This is a genomic window from Longispora albida DSM 44784 (assembly GCF_000379825.1).
Classification (GTDB): Bacteria; Actinomycetota; Actinomycetes; order Mycobacteriales; family Micromonosporaceae; genus Longispora; species Longispora albida.
Genome location: NZ_KB903813.1, coordinates 396,495 through 410,624 on the forward strand (window position 1 = coordinate 396,495; position 14,130 = coordinate 410,624).

Annotated in this window: 24 protein-coding genes; all 24 read left to right on the forward strand. The window is 66.6% G+C overall.

Annotation, left to right across the window (positions count from 1 at the left end):
* The first annotated feature begins 18 nt into the window (after positions 1-18).
* The 24 genes from A3G1_RS32700 (at position 19) to rplR (ending at position 14,106) form a co-directional block, all read left to right on the forward strand.
* Positions 19-381 carry a hypothetical protein gene (locus tag A3G1_RS32700; RefSeq protein ID WP_040477295.1) on the forward strand — a complete coding sequence of 121 codons (363 nt, stop codon included), beginning with the start codon at positions 19-21 and terminating at the stop codon, positions 379-381.
* Between the two features lie 182 nt (positions 382-563).
* Positions 564-929: a hypothetical protein gene (locus A3G1_RS0101875; protein ID WP_018347757.1), complete on the forward strand. Its 366-nt coding sequence runs from the start codon at positions 564-566 to the stop codon at positions 927-929.
* 339 nt (positions 930-1,268) lie between these two features.
* Complete coding sequence (rpsL, locus tag A3G1_RS0101880; RefSeq protein WP_018347758.1) at positions 1,269-1,643, forward strand: 30S ribosomal protein S12; 375 nt, start codon at positions 1,269-1,271, stop codon at positions 1,641-1,643.
* Positions 1,643-2,113 (forward strand): 30S ribosomal protein S7, encoded by a 471-nt coding sequence (rpsG, locus tag A3G1_RS0101885; RefSeq protein ID WP_018347759.1) that lies wholly within the window; start codon positions 1,643-1,645, stop codon positions 2,111-2,113. Before rpsL ends, rpsG begins: the two co-directional genes overlap by 1 nt.
* Before the next feature lie 77 nt (positions 2,114-2,190).
* Positions 2,191-4,296 (forward strand): elongation factor G, encoded by a 2,106-nt coding sequence (gene fusA / locus A3G1_RS0101890; RefSeq protein WP_425411371.1) that lies wholly within the window; start codon positions 2,191-2,193, stop codon positions 4,294-4,296.
* A gap of 69 nt (positions 4,297-4,365) precedes the next feature.
* Positions 4,366-5,559: an elongation factor Tu gene (gene tuf / locus A3G1_RS0101895; RefSeq protein WP_018347761.1), complete on the forward strand. Its 1,194-nt coding sequence runs from the start codon at positions 4,366-4,368 to the stop codon at positions 5,557-5,559.
* 281 nt (positions 5,560-5,840) lie between these two features.
* Positions 5,841-6,149, forward strand: a complete 309-nt coding sequence (gene rpsJ, locus A3G1_RS0101900) for a 30S ribosomal protein S10 (RefSeq protein ID WP_018347762.1) — start codon at positions 5,841-5,843, stop codon at positions 6,147-6,149.
* A gap of 10 nt (positions 6,150-6,159) precedes the next feature.
* Positions 6,160-6,822, forward strand: a complete 663-nt coding sequence (rplC, locus tag A3G1_RS0101905; RefSeq protein ID WP_018347763.1) for a 50S ribosomal protein L3 — start codon at positions 6,160-6,162, stop codon at positions 6,820-6,822.
* Complete coding sequence (rplD, locus tag A3G1_RS0101910; protein WP_018347764.1) at positions 6,822-7,469, forward strand: 50S ribosomal protein L4; 648 nt, start codon at positions 6,822-6,824, stop codon at positions 7,467-7,469. Before rplC ends, rplD begins: the two co-directional genes overlap by 1 nt.
* A 5-nt stretch (positions 7,470-7,474) precedes the next feature.
* Entirely contained in the window at positions 7,475-7,774 is a 300-nt protein-coding gene (rplW, locus tag A3G1_RS0101915) for a 50S ribosomal protein L23 (protein WP_425411372.1), read from the forward strand.
* Between the two features lie 14 nt (positions 7,775-7,788).
* On the forward strand, positions 7,789-8,628 hold the full coding sequence (rplB, locus tag A3G1_RS0101920; RefSeq protein WP_018347766.1) for a 50S ribosomal protein L2: 840 nt from the start codon (positions 7,789-7,791) through the stop codon (positions 8,626-8,628).
* A 17-nt stretch (positions 8,629-8,645) separates the two neighbouring features.
* Entirely contained in the window at positions 8,646-8,927 is a 282-nt protein-coding gene (gene rpsS / locus A3G1_RS0101925) for a 30S ribosomal protein S19 (RefSeq protein ID WP_018347767.1), read from the forward strand.
* A 34-nt stretch (positions 8,928-8,961) separates the two neighbouring features.
* Positions 8,962-9,390, forward strand: a complete 429-nt coding sequence (rplV, locus tag A3G1_RS0101930; RefSeq protein WP_026211713.1) for a 50S ribosomal protein L22 — start codon at positions 8,962-8,964, stop codon at positions 9,388-9,390.
* Positions 9,390-10,214, forward strand: coding sequence for a 30S ribosomal protein S3 (gene rpsC / locus A3G1_RS0101935; RefSeq protein ID WP_018347769.1), 825 nt, complete (start codon positions 9,390-9,392; stop codon positions 10,212-10,214). Before rplV ends, rpsC begins: the two co-directional genes overlap by 1 nt.
* Before the next feature lie 4 nt (positions 10,215-10,218).
* The gene (gene rplP / locus A3G1_RS0101940; protein ID WP_018347770.1) at positions 10,219-10,644 is read left to right on the forward strand and encodes a 50S ribosomal protein L16; all 426 of its coding nucleotides are present in this window, start codon (positions 10,219-10,221) and stop codon (positions 10,642-10,644) included.
* Positions 10,644-10,877 carry a 50S ribosomal protein L29 gene (gene rpmC / locus A3G1_RS0101945; protein ID WP_026211714.1) on the forward strand — a complete coding sequence of 78 codons (234 nt, stop codon included), beginning with the start codon at positions 10,644-10,646 and terminating at the stop codon, positions 10,875-10,877. The genes rplP and rpmC overlap by 1 nt, the downstream gene beginning before the upstream one ends.
* Positions 10,878-10,885: 8 nt before the next feature.
* Complete coding sequence (gene rpsQ, locus A3G1_RS0101950; RefSeq protein ID WP_211216213.1) at positions 10,886-11,161, forward strand: 30S ribosomal protein S17; 276 nt, start codon at positions 10,886-10,888, stop codon at positions 11,159-11,161.
* Between the two features lie 69 nt (positions 11,162-11,230).
* A complete protein-coding gene (rplN, locus tag A3G1_RS0101955; RefSeq protein ID WP_018347773.1) occupies positions 11,231-11,599 on the forward strand; it encodes a 50S ribosomal protein L14 in 369 nt (122 codons plus the stop codon).
* Between the two features lie 3 nt (positions 11,600-11,602).
* Positions 11,603-11,917 carry a 50S ribosomal protein L24 gene (rplX, locus tag A3G1_RS0101960; RefSeq protein WP_018347774.1) on the forward strand — a complete coding sequence of 105 codons (315 nt, stop codon included), beginning with the start codon at positions 11,603-11,605 and terminating at the stop codon, positions 11,915-11,917.
* A complete protein-coding gene (rplE, locus tag A3G1_RS0101965) occupies positions 11,917-12,480 on the forward strand; it encodes a 50S ribosomal protein L5 (protein WP_018347775.1) in 564 nt (187 codons plus the stop codon). The genes rplX and rplE overlap by 1 nt, the downstream gene beginning before the upstream one ends.
* Positions 12,480-12,665, forward strand: a complete 186-nt coding sequence (locus A3G1_RS0101970) for a type Z 30S ribosomal protein S14 (protein ID WP_018347776.1) — start codon at positions 12,480-12,482, stop codon at positions 12,663-12,665. The genes rplE and A3G1_RS0101970 overlap by 1 nt, the downstream gene beginning before the upstream one ends.
* 86 nt (positions 12,666-12,751) lie before the next feature.
* Positions 12,752-13,159, forward strand: coding sequence for a 30S ribosomal protein S8 (gene rpsH / locus A3G1_RS0101975; protein ID WP_018347777.1), 408 nt, complete (start codon positions 12,752-12,754; stop codon positions 13,157-13,159).
* Between the two features lie 12 nt (positions 13,160-13,171).
* On the forward strand, positions 13,172-13,714 hold the full coding sequence (gene rplF / locus A3G1_RS0101980; protein WP_018347778.1) for a 50S ribosomal protein L6: 543 nt from the start codon (positions 13,172-13,174) through the stop codon (positions 13,712-13,714).
* Positions 13,711-14,106 (forward strand): 50S ribosomal protein L18, encoded by a 396-nt coding sequence (gene rplR / locus A3G1_RS0101985; RefSeq protein ID WP_018347779.1) that lies wholly within the window; start codon positions 13,711-13,713, stop codon positions 14,104-14,106. Before rplF ends, rplR begins: the two co-directional genes overlap by 4 nt.
* Positions 14,107-14,130: the final 24 nt, after the last annotated feature.

Here is a 14,130-nt window from a genome sequence, read left to right on the forward strand (position 1 = left end):
GCCCGGCCAGAGTGCATGATGGGAGGCGTGGCCTACCCGTTGATCACCGAACCGCCCCGGCATCCCAGGGATCCCGATCCGGCCAGGTCCAGCAAGGCGATGGCAGTGCTGGCCCTCGGGATCGCCGCTGTGGTGACCGGGCCGATGGTGGGTGGCCTGGTCCCGGCCCTGGCGGCCTTCCTGCTCGCCAGACAGGCCTACGCCGACATCGACGCCGCGGAAGGCTTCCTGACCGGCAGGCGGTACGTCAGGCTGGGTCTCGGGCTGGCCTGGGCCGGCGTGGTGCTCGCCGCGACGGCGATCGTGGCCGCCTCGGTGATCGGGCTGCTGCACCTGGCTCCGGTGGGCTCCGGGCCTGATTTCGACTCCAACACCGACTGAGGCGGGCAGGGATGACAGGTCAGCACGATCCTCGGCACTGGTCCAGCCCCACGCCCTGGTCGGTGCCCGCTCCAGGCCCCAAGACCCCCCATCCGGTACCCGCGGGGCACAGCGCCCAGCCCCGGCCTCCTCAGGGCGGCTGGTGGCCGGCCCAGCCGGTCCCCGCGACGGGTGGCATCGCGATGGCGGCCGTCACGCCGGGCCCTGGCGGCGACTTCATGCTGGGGTACCCGTCCATCCGCCCGATCCGCTCCGGCATGGCTGTCGGCAGCCTCGTAGCCGGTGTCGCCTCCTTACTGGCGGCCCTGGTGGCCTGCGGCTTCGGCCTGGTCGGCGGCCCCGAGGTGACCGGGGCCTTCACGCTGCTCGGCTGCCTGGCCGGTGCCGGGGGAGGCGCTGTGGGATTTCTCGCGTTACGTCAGGTCTCCCGGTCCACCGGCGAGCTCGCGGGACGTGGCCTGGCCCTGTCCGGGCTGATCTGCTCGGGGGTCGGATTCGCGTGGGCGGTGGCCAGTCTGGGGCTCGCGATAGTGCTTCCCGCCACGTAGCGGATACCGGCGCGTGCCTGCCCAGGCGACCAGGTACTCTGATATAGAGCATTCACCCGGGTGACCCAGGACTCTCGTTTTGACCTGCGATCCCGTAGTGGGTACTCTTTCCCCTTGTGCCTGGGCATCCCCAGGCCCGTTGTGTGCGCCCTGGCAGCCGCCCGGTCTGACACACAGCCCCCGACCAGGTCGGATTCGTCCGATCTGGTGAGCGCGCCAGGCGACACGCCCGAGCGCGGGGGTCGAAGACAGGGAATTAACTGACAGCGTTGCTTTCAGAGATGTGAACGGCCCGGCCGCGGCGCGCGGCGCCGAGGCCGGAGGGAGCGGAGAGACCCGGTGCCAACAATCCAGCAGCTGGTCCGCAAGGGCCGTCAGGCGAAGACGAGCAAGGTCAAGACGCCTGCGCTCAAGGGCAGCCCGCAGCGGCGTGGCGTGTGCACCCGTGTGTACACCACCACCCCCAAGAAGCCGAACTCGGCCCTGCGGAAGGTCGCCCGTGTGCGGCTCACCAGCGGTGTTGAGGTGACGGCCTACATCCCGGGCGTCGGCCACAACCTCCAGGAGCACTCGATCGTGCTCGTGCGTGGTGGCCGTGTGAAGGACCTTCCCGGTGTCCGTTACAAGATCATTCGCGGTTCGCTGGACACCCAGGGTGTCCGTAACCGTAAGCAGGCGCGTAGCCGCTACGGCGCGAAGAAGGAGAAGAGCTAATGCCGCGTAAGGGCCCCGCCCCGCGCCGGCCGCTGCACGCGGACCCGGTCTACGCCTCCACGCTCGTCACCCAGCTGGTCAACAAGATCCTGCTGGAAGGCAAGCGCGGTCTCGCCGAGCGCATCGTGTACGGCGCCCTCGAAGGTGCCAAGGAGAAGGCGGGCACCGACCCGGTCGTCATCCTGAAGCGCGCCCTGGACAACATCAAGCCGACCCTCGAGGTCCGCAGCCGCCGTGTTGGTGGCGCGACCTACCAGGTGCCGGTCGAGGTCCGTCCCGCCCGTGCGACCACCCTCGGCATGCGCTGGCTCGTCCAGTACAGCCGGGCCCGCCGGGAGAAGACGATGACCGAGCGGCTCATGAACGAGCTGCTGGACGCCAGCAACGGCCTGGGCGCCGCTGTGAAGCGTCGCGAGGACACGCACAAGATGGCCGAGTCGAACAAGGCCTTCGCGCACTACCGCTGGTAGTAGCGCCGCGGGTGCCGGCCTCACCGCCGGTACCCGCATCAGCGCAAGCTCCGCCCTTTACTAGAGACGAAGTAGGGATCACAGTGGCTGCCGCCGACAACGCGCTTGCCAAGGTTCGCAACATCGGGATCATGGCGCACATCGACGCCGGTAAGACGACGACGACTGAGCGCATCCTGTTCTACACCGGCATCACGTACAAGATCGGTGAGGTCCACGAGGGCGCCGCCGTCATGGACTGGATGGAGCAGGAGCAGGAACGCGGGATCACGATCACCTCCGCCGCCACCAAGTGCGAGTGGAAGGGTCACACGGTCCAGATCATCGACACCCCGGGTCACGTTGACTTCACCGTCGAGGTGGAGCGGTCCCTGCGGGTGCTCGACGGCGCTGTCGCGGTGTACGACGGCGTTGCCGGTGTCGAGCCGCAGACGGAGAACGTCTGGCGTCAGGCCGACAAGTACCACGTGCCCCGGATGTGCTTCGTCAACAAGCTCGACCGGACCGGTGCCGACTTCTTCCGCTGCGTCGACATGATGGTCGACCGGCTCAACGCCACCCCGCTGGTGCTCCAGATCCCGATCGGGCTCGAGGGCGACCACATCGGTGTCGTGGACCTCATCGGCATGCGGGCTCTGACCTGGCGTGGCGAGACCCAGAAGGGTGAGGACTACGCGATCGAGGAGATCCCGGCCGACCTCGCCGACCAGGCCGCCGAGTACCGGGAGAAGCTCCTGGAGACGCTCGCGGACGTCGACGACGAGATCGCCGAGAAGTACCTCGAGGGCGAGGAGCTGTCGGTCGAGGAGATCAAGACCGCCATCCGGCGCGTGACGATCGCCTCGAAGGCCAACCCGGTGCTGTGCGGCTCGGCGTTCAAGAACAAGGGCGTCCAGCCCATGCTCGACGCCGTGGTCGACTTCCTGCCGTCGCCGCTGGACATCCCGTCGATCGAGGGCACCGCCACCGACGGCGAGACCCCGGTCTCCCGGAAGCCGGACGAGAAGGAGCCCTTCTCGGCCCTGGCCTTCAAGATCCAGACCGACAAGCACCTCGGCAAGCTCACCTACGTCCGGGTGTACTCGGGCCGGGTCGAGTCCGGCGACCAGGTCAGCAACTCGACCAAGGAGCGCAAGGAGCGGATCGGCAAGATCTACCAGATGCACGCGAACAAGCGCGAGGAGCGCGGTTTCGCGATCGCTGGTGACATCATCGCCGTCCAGGGCCTGAAGCAGACCACCACCGGTGACACGCTCTGCGACGCGGCCAACCCTGTGATCCTCGAGTCGATGACCTTCCCGGCCCCGGTCATCTCGGTGGCCATCGAGCCGAAGTCGAAGGCCGACCAGGAGAAGCTGGGCACCGCGATCCAGCGCCTGGCCGAGGAGGACCCGACCTTCCAGGTGAAGACCGACGAGGAGACCGGCCAGACCGTCATCTCCGGCATGGGCGAGCTTCACCTCGACATCCTGGTCGACCGGATGCGCCGCGAGTTCAACGTCGAGGCGAACATCGGTAAGCCGCAGGTCGCGTACCGTGAGACGATCCGCAAGACCGTCGACAAGTACGAGTACGTGCACAAGAAGCAGACCGGTGGTTCCGGCCAGTACGCGAAGGTGCAGATCGGCCTCGAGCCGCTGCCCATCACCGCGGACGGCCCGACCTACGAGTTCGTGAACGCTGTCACCGGTGGCCGCGTGCCGAAGGAGTACATCCCTTCGGTCGACGCCGGTGCGCAGGACGCCATGCAGTACGGCATCCTCGCTGGTTACCCGCTGGTCGGCGTGAAGGTGACGCTGATCGACGGTGCGTACCACGAGGTTGACTCGTCCGAAATGGCATTCAAGATCGCCGGCTCGATGGCGATGAAGGAAGCGGCCCGCAAGGCCGATCCCGCTCTCCTCGAGCCGATGATGGCCGTCGAGGTCGTCACCCCGGAAGACAACATGGGTGACGTGATCGGCGACCTCAACTCCCGTCGTGGCATCATCCAGGCGATGGAAGAGCGCAGCGGCGCTCGCGTCGTCAAGGCTCTGGTGCCGCTGTCGGAGATGTTCGGCTACGTCGGCGACCTGCGGTCGAAGACCTCGGGCCGGGCTAGCTATTCGATGCAGTTCGACTCCTACGCCGAGGTTCCGGCCTCGGTCGCCAAGGAGATCATCGCGAAGGCCACCGGCGAGTAATCTCCGGTAGCCGCCGGCCCTCAAGGCCAGACCAGTCATACGACGTACCCAGTCCACAGGAGGACACCAGTGGCGAAGGCGAAGTTCGAGCGGACTAAGCCGCACGTCAACATCGGCACCATTGGTCACATTGACCACGGTAAGACGACGCTGACGGCGGCCATCACGAAGGTCCTGCACGACAAGTACCCGGACCTCAACCCGTACACGCCGTTCGACGAGATCGACAAGGCGCCCGAGGAGAAGGCTCGTGGTATCACGATCTCCATCGCGCACGTCGAGTACCAGACCGAGTCGCGGCACTACGCGCACGTTGACTGCCCCGGTCACGCTGACTACATCAAGAACATGATCACCGGTGCCGCCCAGATGGACGGCGCGATCCTGGTGGTTGCCGCGACCGACGGCCCGATGCCGCAGACCAAGGAGCACGTGCTCCTGGCCCGCCAGGTCGGCGTTCCGTACATCGTCGTGGCGCTCAACAAGTCCGACATGGTCGACGACCCGGACCTGCTCGAGCTTGTCGAGATGGAGGTGCGTGAGCTCCTCTCGCAGTACGAGTTCGACGGCGACAACGCCCCGGTCGTTCACGTCTCCGCGCTGAAGGCGCTGGAGGGTGACCCGGAGTGGGCCGGCAAGCTCCTCGAGCTGATGGACGCCGTTGACACGGCGATCCCGGAGCCGGAGCGCGAGGTCGACAAGCCGTTCCTCATGCCGGTCGAGGACGTGTTCACGATCACCGGTCGTGGCACCGTCGCCACCGGTCGTGTCGAGCGCGGCATCATCAAGGTCAACGAGACCGTCGACATCATCGGTATCAAGGAGGGCAAGCAGTCCACCACGGTTACCGGCGTCGAGATGTTCCGCAAGCTGCTCGACGAGGGTCGCGCTGGCGAGAACGTCGGCCTGCTGCTGCGTGGCATCAAGCGTGAGGACATCGAGCGCGGCCAGTGCATCATCAAGCCGGGTTCGACCACCCCGCACACCGACTTCGAGGCTGCTGTCTACATCCTCTCGAAGGACGAGGGCGGCCGTCACACGCCGTTCTTCAACAACTACCGTCCGCAGTTCTACTTCCGGACGACCGACGTGACCGGCGTTGTTACCCTGCCGGCCGGCACCGAGATGGTCATGCCCGGTGACAACACCGAGATGACCGTCGCGCTGATCCAGCCGATCGCGATGGAGGACGGTCTCCGTTTCGCCATCCGCGAGGGCTCCCGCACCGTGGGTGCGGGCCGGGTCACTAAGATTCTGAAGTAACCCGATTTCACTTTGCCGTACGTCGTACGGCATAATGAATAGGTTGTGCTTTGCGGGGCGGCAGGTCTGCCCGGTCTTCGGGTCAGGCCTTCCGCCCCGCACTGCAGTGTCCGGCTCCGCTCGGGCACACCGATTCCCGCGAAGCGGGGGTCCAGTCTTGACGTCCCACGGGGCGGAGCCTGGCCCTTAGGCGCGACACGCCCGAGCGCGGGGGTCGGAAGCAACACGAGGCATCAAGGCCTCGGCCAGCAGCGGCACGAGAGAAGGAAACAGAAGCCACCATGGCGGGACAGAAGATCCGCATCCGGCTCAAGGCCTACGACCACGAGGTCGTGGACTCTTCGGCCCGGAAGATCGTCGAGACCGTGACGCGTACCGGCGCTCAGGTCGCAGGCCCGGTGCCGCTGCCGACGGAGATCAACCGCTACTGCGTCATCCGCTCGCCGCACAAGTACAAGGACTCGCGCGAGCACTTCGAGATGCGCACGCACAAGCGTCTGATCGACATCATCGACCCGACCCCGAAGACGGTTGACTCGCTCATGCGGCTCGACCTTCCGGCGGGCGTCGACATCGAGATCAAGCTGTAGGGACCGGACAATGGACAGGCAAGTCAAGGGCATCCTGGGCGCCAAGCTCGGCATGACCCAGGTCTGGGACAACAATAAGGTTGTCCCGGTGACTGTGGTGCAGGCCGGCCCGTGCGTGGTCAGCCAGGTTCGCAGCACCGAAAAGGACGGCTACGCCGCCGTTCAGCTCGCGTACGGGGCGATCAGCCCGCGCAAGGTGAACAAGCCGCTGGCCGGTCACTACGAGAAGGCCGGGGTCGCGCCTCGCCGTCACATCGTCGAGATCCGGACGACTGACGCCGCTGAGTACGCGCTCGGCCAGGAGATCACCGCGGAAGAGTTCCCCGCTGGTGTGACCGTCGACGTGACGGGCAAGACCAAGGGTAAGGGCTACGCCGGTGTTATGAAGCGGCACGGCTTCCACGGTCTCCGCGCTTCGCACGGTGTGCAGCGTAAGCACCGCTCGCCCGGTTCCATCGGCGCCTGCGCGACCCCCGGTCGCGTCTTCAAGGGCGTCCGCATGGCCGGCCGGATGGGTGGCGTGCGCTTCACGGTGCAGAACCTCGCCGTTCAGGCGGTGGACACCGAGAACAACCTCATCCTGATCAAGGGTGCTGTTCCGGGGCCGAAGGGCGCAGTCGTGCTCATCCGCACCGCGGCCAAGACCACCCTGAAGAAGGGCGGTGTGAAGTAATGACCACCGTTGACATCCGCGACACCGCTGGCGCCACGACCGGTTCGGTCGAGCTGCCCGCCGCGATCTTCGACGTGCAGTCGAACATCCCGCTGATGCACCAGGTCGTCGTCGCCCAGCTCGCCGCGGCCCGCCAGGGTACGCACAAGGTGAAGACCCGTGGCGAGGTCCGTGGTGGCGGCAGGAAGCCGTACAAGCAGAAGGGCACCGGCCGCGCCCGTCAGGGCTCGACCCGCGCGCCTCAGTTCGCCGGTGGTGGCGTCGTGCACGGTCCCGTGCCGCGTGACTACTCGCAGCGGACCCCGAAGAAGATGAAGGCCGCCGCCCTGCGTGGTGCCCTCTCCGACCGGGCCCGCAACGGCCAGGTCTTCGTGGTGGAGTCCTTCGGCGCCGGCGAGAAGCCGTCGACGAAGACCGCCCTGGCGACCCTGAACAAGGTCTCCGAGGCCACCCGCGCGCTGATCGTGCTGAGCCGCAACGAGGAGATCTCGTGGCTGAGCCTGCGTAACGTGCCGACGGTGCACCTGATCGCCGTGGACCAGCTGAACACGTACGACGTGCTGGTCAACGACGACGTCGTCTTCACCGTCGAGGCCCTCAACGAGTTCCTCGGCCGTGGCGCTACCGAGACGGAGGAGGACAAGTGAGCGGCGTGAGCTTCAACGACCCGCGGGACGTCATCCTTCAGCCGGTCGTCTCTGAGAAGAGCTACGGCCTGCTGGACCAGAACAAGTACACGTTCCTGGTTCACCCCGACGCCAACAAGACGCACATCAAGATCGCTATCCAGCAGATCTTCAGCGTCAAGGTCGAGTCGGTGAACACGCTCAACCGCGAGGGTAAGCGCAAGCGCACCAAGTTCGGCTGGGGCAAGCGCAAGGACACCAAGCGCGCGATCGTGACGTTGGCCCCGGGCGACCGGATCGAGGCCTTCGGCGGCCCGGTCAGCTGACGAGGAGTAGGTAAATGGGCATCCGCAAGTACAAGCCGACGACCCCGGGTCGCCGTGGTTCCAGCGTCTCCGACTTCGCTGAGATCACGCGTAGCACCCCGGAGAAGTCGCTGCTGCGCCCCCTGCACTCGAAGGGTGGCCGCAACGCGCAGGGCCGGATCACGGTTCGGCACCAGGGCGGGGGGCACAAGCGCCAGTACCGTCTGATCGACTTCAAGCGGGCGGACAAGGATGGTGTGCCGGCCAAGGTCGCGCACATCGAGTACGACCCCAACCGCACCGCGCGCATCGCGCTCCTGCACTACGCCGACGGCGAGAAGCGTTACATCCTCGCGCCGAAGGACATCAAGCAGGGCGACCGGATCGAGGCCGGCGTCAACGCCGACATCAAGCCGGGTAACAACCTGCCGCTGCGCAACATCCCGACCGGTACCACGGTGCACGCCGTGGAGCTGCGTCCGGGCGGCGGCGCGAAGATGGCCCGCTCGGCCGGCGCTGGCATCCAGCTCCAGGGTAAGGACGGCGCCTACGCCATCCTGCGCCTTCCCTCGGGCGAGATGCGCCGGGTCGACCTGCGCTGCCGCGCGACGGTCGGCGAGATCGGCAACGCTGAGCAGTCCAACATCAACTGGGGTAAGGCCGGCCGTATGCGGTGGAAGGGCAAGCGCCCGACCGTCCGTGGTGTCGCGATGAACCCGGTTGACCACCCGCACGGTGGTGGTGAGGGTAAGACCTCGGGTGGTCGTCACCCGGTCAACCCCAACGGCAAGAAGGAAGGCCGCACCCGCCGTAAGGGCCTGGCCAGCGACAAGCTCATCATTCGTCGTCGCTACGCGACCCGCAAGCGCGGTTAGTCCGGGAGTAACGAGAGATGCCTCGCAGTCTCAAGAAGGGTCCCTTCGTGGACGACCACCTTCAGAAGAAGGTGGATGTCCAGAACGAAAAGGGCACCAAGAACGTGATCAAGACCTGGTCGCGGCGTTCGACCATCACCCCGGACTTCCTGGGTCACACGATCGCCGTGCACGACGGGCGCAAGCACGTGCCTGTTTTCATCTCGGAGGCGATGGTCGGGCACAAGCTCGGCGAGTTCGCCCTGACCCGCACGTTCAAGGGTCACGAGAAGGACGACCGCAAGAGCCGTCGGCGCTAACCGGCCGGGAATCGACGAGTAGGGGTTTACAGCGATGCCAGTTAAGGGCGACGCTCCAGCGCTTCCGGGCGCAAGGGCGGTTGCGCGCCACGTGCGCATCTCGCCGAGTAAGGCGCGGCGGGTGATCAACCTGGTCCGTGGCCTGCCTGCCAACCGGGCGCTCACGGTTCTCAAGTTCGCGCCGCAGGCTGCCAGCGAGCCGATCTACAAGGTGCTCGCCAGCGCGATCGCCAACGCCGAGAACAACGAGCGGCTTGACCCCGACTCGCTGCTCGTGGCTGAGGCTTTCGTGGACGAGGGTCCGACGCTGAAGCGGTTCCGGCCGCGGGCGCAGGGCCGGGCGTACCGGATCCGCAAGCGGACCTGCCACATCACGATCGTGGTGGAGAGCGTGCAGGCCGCGGCGCCGGTCAAGAAGGCCAAGGCCGCAGCGCCGGCTGCCGAGAAGGAGAGCGCGGAGTAATGGGTCAGAAGGTTCACCCGCACGGGTTCCGTCTCGGCATCAGCACCGAGTACAAGTCGCGCTGGTACGCCGACAAGCTCTACAAGGACTACGTCGCGGAGGATGTCAAGATCCGCCGGATGATGTCCAAGGGCCTCGAGCGCGCGGGTATCTCCAAGGTGGACATCGAGCGCACCCGTGACCGGGTCCGCATCGACATCCACACCGCCCGTCCGGGCATCGTCATCGGCCGTAAGGGTGCCGAGGCCGACCGGATCCGTGGCGAGCTCGAGAAGCTGACCGGCAAGCAGGTCCAGCTGAACATCCTCGAGGTGAAGAACCCCGAGTCGGACGCGCAGCTGGTTGCCCAGGGCGTTGCCGAGCAGCTGTCCAGCCGGGTCTCCTTCCGTCGCGCCATGCGCAAGTCGATGCAGTCGGCGATGAAGAACCCGATGGTCAAGGGCATCCGGGTTCAGGTCTCCGGCCGTCTCGGCGGCGCCGAGATGAGCCGCACGGAGTTCTACCGTGAGGGTCGCGTGCCGCTGCACACGCTGCGGGCCGGCATCGACTACGGCTTCTTCGAGGCCCGGACGACCTTCGGCCGGATCGGCGTGAAGGTCTGGATCTACAAGGGCGACCACATCGCCGGCCGCGAGCAGGTCGAGCAGGCGCCCACCGGCCGTCCGCGTCGCGAGCCCCGCTCGGACCGCCCCCGCCGGGGTGGCCGCTCGGGTGCGACCGGCACCACCGGGCACAGCACTGAGGCTGGCCGCGCTGTCGCAGCGGAGCTGGCCAGCGAGAACGCCGCCGGTGCCTCGGCACCGGTAGAGAACAAGGAGGGCTGAGCAGATGTTGATGCCGCGTAAGCCCCCGAAGGGCTTCCGTAAGCCGCACAAGCCGAGCCGTTCCGGCGCGGCCAAGGGTGGCACCCGCGTTGTCTTCGGTGAGTTCGGCATCCAGGCTCTCGAGCCGGCGTACGTGACCAACCGGCAGATCGAGTCCGCTCGTATCGCCATGACCCGTCACATCAAGCGTGGCGGCAAGGTCTGGATCACGATCTTCCCGGACCAGGCCATCACCAAGAAGCCTGCCGAGACCCGCATGGGTTCCGGTAAGGGTTCGCCGGAGTGGTGGGTCGCGAACGTCAAGCCGGGCCGGATCCTGTTCGAGATGGCGTTCCCGAACGAGGCGATCGCGCGTGAGGCCATGCGCCGCGCGATCCACAAGCTGCCGATGAAGTGCCGCATTGTTAAGCGCGAAGTGGGTGAGGCGTGATGACGGCGGTGACGAAGGCTGCCGAGGTGCGTGAGGTCTCCGACGAGGAGCTGAAGACGCGCCTGGCCGAGGCGAAGGCCGAGCTGTTCAACCTGCGGGTTCAGGCCGCGACGGGGCAGCTGGACAACAACCGGCGCCTGAAGGTGGTCCGGCAGGAGATTGCCCGGATCTACACGATCATGCGTGAGCGCGAGCTGGGTCTGAGCGCCGCGCCGACCGAGGTGGCGTCATGAGCGAGACCGTGAACGAGAACGTGGAGGCCGAGGCCCGCAACCGTCGCAAGACGCGTGAGGGCCTGGTCGTCAGCGACAAGATGGACAAGACCGTCACTGTGGCGGTCGAGGACCGCGTCAAGCACCCGCTGTACGGCAAGGTGCTGCGCCGGACCAGCAAGCTCAAGGCCCACGACGAGGCCAACGCCTGCGGCATCGGCGACCGTGTTCTCCTCATGGAGACCCGGCCGCTGTCCGCCACCAAGCGGTGGCGGGTCGTGGAGATCCTCGAGAAGGCCAAGTAAGTAACCGGCTAGTTCCGCCAGGCTCTAGCCCGAGCAGGGTAGAGAACCGGCGAGACAACAGGAGTTGACGTGATCCAGCAGGAGTCGCGACTGCGCGTCGCCGACAACACCGGTGCCAGGGAGATCCTGTGCATCCGTGTTCTCGGCGGCTCCGGTCGGCGCTACGCGAGCATCGGCGACGTCATCGTGGCCACCGTCAAGGACGCGATCCCCGCGGCCGGCGTGAAGAAGGGCGACGTCGTCAAGGCGGTCGTCGTTCGCACGGCCAAGGAGAGGCGCCGCCCGGACGGCTCGTACATCCGCTTCGACGAGAACGCGGCCGTCATCATCAAGGATGGTGGCGACCCCCGCGGTACGCGTATCTTCGGCCCGGTCGGCCGTGAGCTGCGCGACAAGCGGTTTATGAAGATCGTTAGCCTCGCACCGGAGGTGTTGTAGGCCATGAAGATCAAAAAGGGCGACAAGGTCATCGTTCTGGCCGGCAAGGACAAGGGCGTCACGGGCAAGGTCATCGCGGCCTACCCGAAGCTCGACAAGGTCCTGGTCGAGGGCGTGAACCGGGTCAAGAAGCACACCAGCATCCGCACCACCCAGCGTGGCGCGAAGACCGGTGGCATCATCACCCAGGAGGCCCCGATCCACGTGAGCAACGTGGCGGTGGTCGACAGCGACAACAAGCCGACCCGCATCGGTTACCGGATCGACGAGTCCGGTGCCAAGGTCCGGATCGCACGCAGCAACGGTAAGGACCTGTGATGACGACGGCTGAGAAGGTGGCGCCGCGCCTCAAGACGCGGTACCGCGAAGAGGTGAAGGCCGGGCTGCAGGAGCAGTTCAGCTACGCCAACCCGATGCTGATCCCCGGCCTGGTCAAGGTCGTCGTGAACATGGGTGTCGGCGACGCGGCCCGCGACGCCAAGCTCATCGAGGGCGCCCTGCGCGACCTCACCACGATCACCGGCCAGAAGCCGCAGGTTCGTAAGGCCACCAAGTCCATCGCGCAGTTCAAGCTGCGTGAGGGCATGCCGATCGGCGCCAAGGTGACCCTGCGCGGCGACCGGATGTGGGAGTTCCTGGACCGGCTGCTGTCCATCTCGCTGCCGCGTATCCGCGACTTCCGTGGCCTCGACGGCCGCAAGCTCGACGGTAACGGCAACTACACGTTCGGCCTGTCCGAGCAGTCGACCTTCCACGAGATCGACCAGGACAAGATCGACCGCGTCCGGGGTATGGACATCACCGTGGTCACCACCGCGAAGACCGACGACGAGGGCCGGGTGCTGCTCAAGCTCCTGGGCTTCCCGTTCAAGGAGAACTAATGGCTAAGAAGGCGCTGATTCTCAAGGCGGCGGCGAAGCCGAAGTTCGCGGTCCGCGCGTACACCCGCTGCCAGCGGTGCGGCCGGCCGAAGGCCGTGTACCGCAAGTTCGGCCTGTGCCGGGTGTGCATCCGGGAGATGGCCCACCGTGGCGAGCTCCCCGGCGTGACCAAGGCCTCCTGGTAACCGATCTACTTAGCCACTGCGCTTCGCCGTAGGCCCGGCAGGGGAGACCCGGTGGGAACCGCGGCGAGAAAGGCTGATTTAAACCGATGACGATGACCGACCCGATCGCAGACATGCTCACGCGTCTGCGCAACGCCAACCAGGCGTACCACGACCAGGTGAAAATGCCCTACTCGAAGATCAAGGCGAACATCGCCGAGGTCCTCAAGGCCGAGGGCTACATCACCGGTTGGGTCGTCGAGGAGCCCGCTGAGGGCGCCGTTGGCCGCACGCTCCTGGTGGAGCTGAAGTTCGGCCAGAACCGGGAGCGGAGCCTCGCAGGCATCCGCCGCGTGTCCAAGCCCGGTCTCCGGGTGTACGCCAAGTCCCCCGAGCTTCCTCGGGTGCTCGGCGGCCTGGGCGTTGCGATCATCTCGACGTCACAGGGACTGCTCACCGACCGGCAGGCCCGCAAGCGAGGGGTGGGCGGGGAAGTCCTCGCCTACGTCTGGTAAGGGGCACAGACAATGTCGCGTATTGGGCGTAAGCCGATTGACGTCCCCTCCGGGGTGGACATCACCATCGACGGTCAGACCGTCAAGGTGAAGGGCCCGAAGGGCTCACTGGAGCACACCCTCGCCGAGCCGATCACGGCTGAGCGCGAGGACAACGGCCAGATCTCGGTGATCCGGCCCAACGACGAGCGCAAGGCCAAGGAGCTGCACGGGCTGTCCCGTACGCTCGTGGCCAACATGATCGTCGGGGTCACCACCGGGTACAAGAAGACCCTGGAAATTCAGGGCACCGGTTACCGCGTGACGGCCAAGGGCTCGGACCTGGAGTTCGCTCTGGGCTTCTCGCACCCGGTCGTCGTCGCCGCACCGCAGGGGATCACCTTCGCGGTGGAGAAGCCGACCATCTTCTCTGTCGAGGGCATCGACAAGCAGCAGGTCGGCGAGGTGGCCGCGAACATCCGGAAGATCCGCCCGCCGGAGCCGTACAAGGGCAAGGGTGTGCGGTACCAGGGTGAGAACGTCCGCCGCAAGGCTGGAAAGGCAGGTAAGAAGTGACGGCCTCGCTGCTCAAGCGCCGCAACGGTGGTGGCATCAGTGCCACTCGCCGGGTCGCCCGCGCGCGCCGGCACTTCCGGGTGCGCAAGAACGTCAACGGCACCGCCGAGCGTCCTCGCCTGGTGGTCACCCGTTCGCTGCGGCACATCGTCGCCCAGATCGTCGACGACACCAAGGGTGTCACCGTGGCTTCGGCCTCGACGATCGAGGCTTCGCTGCGTACCGCTGAGGGCAGCAAGAGCGCCCTCGCCACCCAGGTCGGTACTCTGGTCGCCGAGCGCGCCAAGGCTGCCGGCATCACCAAGGTCGTCTTCGACCGCGGTGGCGACCGGTACACGGGCCGCATCGCGGCTCTGGCCGACGCCGCCCGTGAAGCCGGGCTCGAGTTCTAACTCGTCACGAGAGGTAGGAGAAGC